Genomic DNA, 4190 nt, shown 5'->3' on the forward strand with positions numbered 1-4190 from the left:
TGACGATGAACCGGTATGCGTATGTGAACGGCAATCCGGTGTCGTATATCGATCCATTTGGTCTGAGTGCGGATGGCGCAACATGGTGGCAGACAGGGCTGAGCTTTGCAGCGGATTCCCTGCCGTTTGTCGGGACGTTCAAAGGGATCCAAGAAGTGTTCACCGGTGTGGACATGATTACCGGACAGCAGCTGTCGGTGACGGATCGCGTGGCAAACGGAGTCGGAACGGTTGCGAGCGTGATTCCGTTCGGGAAGCACATCGGGAAGTACGTGGCGAAGGAAGGGATTGAAGGCGGATCTTGGCTGGTGAGGAAGCTAGGGAAAGAAAGTAATTCTCGGGCTTCCAAGTTAGCGCATGGGTGCAACTGCTTTACGACCGGAACCCAAGTGAAGACTGACCAAGGCGACAAGAACATCGAAGATATCCAAGTCGGCGATCAGGTGCTATCCAAAGATGACGTGACGGGAGAAGAAGGCTACAAGACAGTCACAGCGACCTTCAACCACATCGCGGATGAAATTTACACCATCCATGTTGGCGGTCAAAAGATCGAGTCGACGTATAACCATCCGTTCTGGGTCGAAGGGAAAGGATGGACGTACGTTAAAGATCTGAAGGTCGGAGACGAGTTGACGCAAGCGGATGGAACGAAGCTTGAGATCGATAAAATCGAGCTGGAGCAGCGACAGGCTCGCGTGTATAACATGACGGTGGACGAGTTCCATACGTACTTCGTGAGTGACCTGGGGATCTGGGTGCATAATACGAATAATAGTAACTGTAATATTAATTGTATAAACGAAGTTACTAATCTTTTGGTAAAGATGCCCGAGTTTTCTGGTTCGACTAGAGAACAGTTATTATCAGCAGTTCAAGACGCAGAATTCAAAAAAATAGTAAACGAGCTTTATAGACCGGGTGCTACATTTGGAGATGGAGGAACTGCTTCTATATTGGTAGAAGAGTTTTATAAAGGTTCTTCAACACACCTACAAAAAGCTCAGGATCGGGTAAGACAATTAAATGTGGTAGCGAAGTCCGGAAAACTTGGTCTTAATGACTTAGATATACTCGATGCTTTAAGAAATGATTTAGAAAATGCAATAAGACTTTTTAAATAAGGAGTTGATAATGGTGAATAAGAAAAAGGAAGAATTTTTTGAAAGAATGTTGAACTTCTTCCCATCGCTTGATGAAGCTTATAGAAAATCAATCTTGGATTATGGTGAGGTATTGGAAACTGTAGTAATCGAGGATATCTTTATGCCTGAAATAATTGAATTATTAAGAAAAGAACAAAACATCAATTTAGTAAAACGTATTTTTGACTATTTTGAGGAAGTGTCTAATGATCAAAATATTCATTTAAGGAACCTGTTATCATCTACAGTTTTAGAAAAGTTAGGTGATGATAAAGATGTTCTAAAGGCTGCAAAGAAATATATGGGACTTAAAACGACACAGCTCCAAGTTGAAGCTGATAGATTACTAGGGAGAACATAGCTTAATCCAGGTTTGAAATTAGAATTGGGGATAAGATAATCATGAGTGATTATATTCAGACAATCTCTTTTGAAGAAGCAGAAAAGATTGCGGAAAGAGCAGCTTTTGAACAGTTAGAACCGTTTATGAACAACTCAACAATTGATGTACTTGAGAAGAAGTTTTTTGAAGCAGAGTGTTGTTGGTTCTTTTTCAGAAATAGACAAATTGAGGGTCCTCCTGAACAGAATCTTAGGTGGGGCAGAGCTTATGCAATAAGTAAAAAAGGAGAGCTACGACTCATTGTTGATTTTTTGGATGAACCAGATAAGTTACAAGAATATCTTTTGACTATGTCTAATCATTTTAAAGAGAAAAAGTTATAATCGTGAAGGCCTGGATAAGCATAACGCTTATCCAGGCCTTTTTACTATCTTTCTGTAAAAGGTATTATCATGTGCCCGCTACTACAACCCGGAGATCAAGCGTTTTGTGAATCGGGACGTGCTGAGCGGAAGCATTGGCAGCGGATTGACGATGAACCGGTACGCATATGTTAACGGTAATCCGGTCTCGTATATCGATCCGTTCGGCCTCAGTGCGGACGGCGCGACATGGTGGCAGACAGGGCTGAGCTTCGCAGCGGATTCCCTGCCGTTTGTCGGGACGTTCAAAGGGATTCAGGAAGTGTTCACCGGTGTGGACATGATTACCGGACAGCGGCTTTCGGTGACGGATCGCGTGGCAAATGGAGTCGAAACGGTTGCGAGCGTGATTCCGTTCGGCAAGCATGTCGGGAAATATGTGGCGAAGGAAGGGACTGAAGGCGGGGCTTGGCTGGTAGGGAAGATTAAGAAACCTCCGGTGCAGACGGTGGAGCCTAGAGAGTTCAGTTTGAAACTGGACTTGCAGTTGTTTGCTAAGGAGACGAATGAAACTGTTAATAGCGTTAGAAAAGGATATCAATCAGGTGCAAGATCAACCAACCTTCTTGCAAAGGATAGGTTTACAAAGAAAACAGAACAATTGACGGAGTGGAGAAGGCTTATCAATAAATCTGATATTGGAAATCAAAGAAAACTTTTTCTTGGTGAAGATCATGTTAAAGTAGGCGATGGAAAATGGAGAAGTTTAGATGGTGCTAGGCAATTTAGAGTAAAACCTGATGATTATTTGGGTAATCATGGTATTGGCAGGCCGTTAATTCCTAACACTCCTCATGTTCACTTTGAATTTCTTAATCCTAAAGGAAATAAATTTGAAGTAGTTAAAAATATCCATGTTCCATTACGTTAAAGGATGAGGAATATGATTGAATTTAAACTTACAGGTAAAATATCAGCTAAAATAGTATTTGATGATAGTGGTATTGAAGAGCTAATCACCCTTTTTTCAGAGGTTCTAGATTCAAATGAAGCGTGGACTAGAATTGCAGAAGATAGAATTTTAAAAGTTATAAGAAACGAAGAAGCTAGTACAATGAATTTACTTCAGAATAATTCTATTACAATGACAATGGATTCAGATGAAATAGAATATGTAATTGAACGTCTGAAAATTTGTTTAGTTGAAAAAGTGTTTTACCCAGCAGAGTTTTGCGAATTGAGATACAAACAAAAAGATGTGACGATTTACGCTGAATATGTTGAACTGTAGAGAACAGAACACTTAAATAAGGAAAGCGATAGCAAACTGAAAATAATCTTGCTATCGCTTTTTCCTTTCAGTTTGCTACTAATGTAAATCAATAAACTTATGAAAGCTTATTCCTCAAGCTAGTTTTTAAGAGATAAAGGTAAAGCTTATCTAAAAGTAAACGTCCTCGGGATGATCAACAGTGAGGTAATAGGTCTGTTGTAGATCTGGTCTGTTTCGGAGCGCTTCCCAAATAATGTACTGTCGAATAGTGAAGCATTATTGATCATTTCGAAAAAACAATAGAAATTCTAAAAAAAATCTGTCCTCAATATTCAGGTATTTGAAGCAAATGTTTATGTAAGAGAAAAGAGGATTCCTAATTACTGTCTTTTAAATATAGTAAACACTATTAAGGCAATAAACAAAAGTTAATCGGAATATACTACAAGTAAAGGAACTGAAGCAATTCTGAATTTCGAGAAAATCTTATATAAATTCGACGTGTTACCCAATAACCATCACATAGTTAGAAATCTTGATTATAAGTTTTATGTCCTGGTATCTGATGTTCTCAAAGGAGCATTTGAAAGAAATAATATTAAAGGTGTTCAGTTTATTTAAAGGTATGTACCTTGATTGGCACTATGCCTTTCAAGGTTTCTTTTTATGCAATGCATTAAAAGTAATCGACAATTTCTCGTAGTAAAGGATTGTACGACGATCTGCAAATGACGTACGACGCGGAAGGCAATATGCTGACCGGCAGCATGCAGAATTATCTGCAAGCGCCTGATCGAAGCTGGCGGTGTCAGCTACGACAACGATAACAACCGCAATTCGATCACCGTGAACGGCGTGGCGACGAAACAAATCATCAACCCGCACGCCGTACTGTCCCAAGTGCTAATGGAAACCGACGCTGCCGGAACACCTCAAGCGTGGTACGTCTACGGCCTGGGCCTGATCGGACGGGAAGATGCGGCAGGACAGTACCAAACGTATCATTATGATCTACGCGGAAGCACGACGGCCCTGACCGACGAGCAGGGGCAAGTAACCGATACGTA

4 protein-coding genes and 2 pseudogenes are annotated in these 4190 nt (G+C 40.8%); all 6 read left to right on the forward strand.

Annotated features, from left to right (window positions below; all coding sequences use genetic code 11):
* Positions 1-1124: polymorphic toxin-type HINT domain-containing protein (locus F456_RS23870; protein ID WP_244878761.1), on the forward strand; the 1124-nt coding region annotated here is incomplete at its 5' end.
* Positions 1125-1134: 10 nt separating this feature from the next.
* Positions 1135-1506, forward strand: a complete 372-nt coding sequence (locus F456_RS0121310; RefSeq protein ID WP_018979045.1) for a DUF7674 family protein — start codon at positions 1135-1137, stop codon at positions 1504-1506.
* Positions 1507-1547: 41 nt separating this feature from the next.
* Positions 1548-1871 carry a hypothetical protein gene (locus F456_RS0121315; RefSeq protein ID WP_018979046.1) on the forward strand — a complete coding sequence of 108 codons (324 nt, stop codon included), beginning with the start codon at positions 1548-1550 and terminating at the stop codon, positions 1869-1871.
* An 85-nt stretch (positions 1872-1956) separates the two neighbouring features.
* Positions 1957-2781 (forward strand): annotated as a pseudogene (locus tag F456_RS24490) (pre-toxin TG domain-containing protein); the annotation flags it as partial.
* A gap of 12 nt (positions 2782-2793) precedes the next feature.
* Entirely contained in the window at positions 2794-3141 is a 348-nt protein-coding gene (locus F456_RS0121325) for a hypothetical protein (protein WP_018979048.1), read from the forward strand.
* Positions 3142-3978: 837 nt separating this feature from the next.
* A pseudogene (locus F456_RS24495) lies at positions 3979-4190 on the forward strand (hypothetical protein); the annotation flags it as partial.

Source organism: Saccharibacillus kuerlensis DSM 22868, assembly GCF_000378145.1.
In the GTDB taxonomy this organism is placed as follows: domain Bacteria; phylum Bacillota; class Bacilli; order Paenibacillales; family Paenibacillaceae; genus Saccharibacillus; species Saccharibacillus kuerlensis.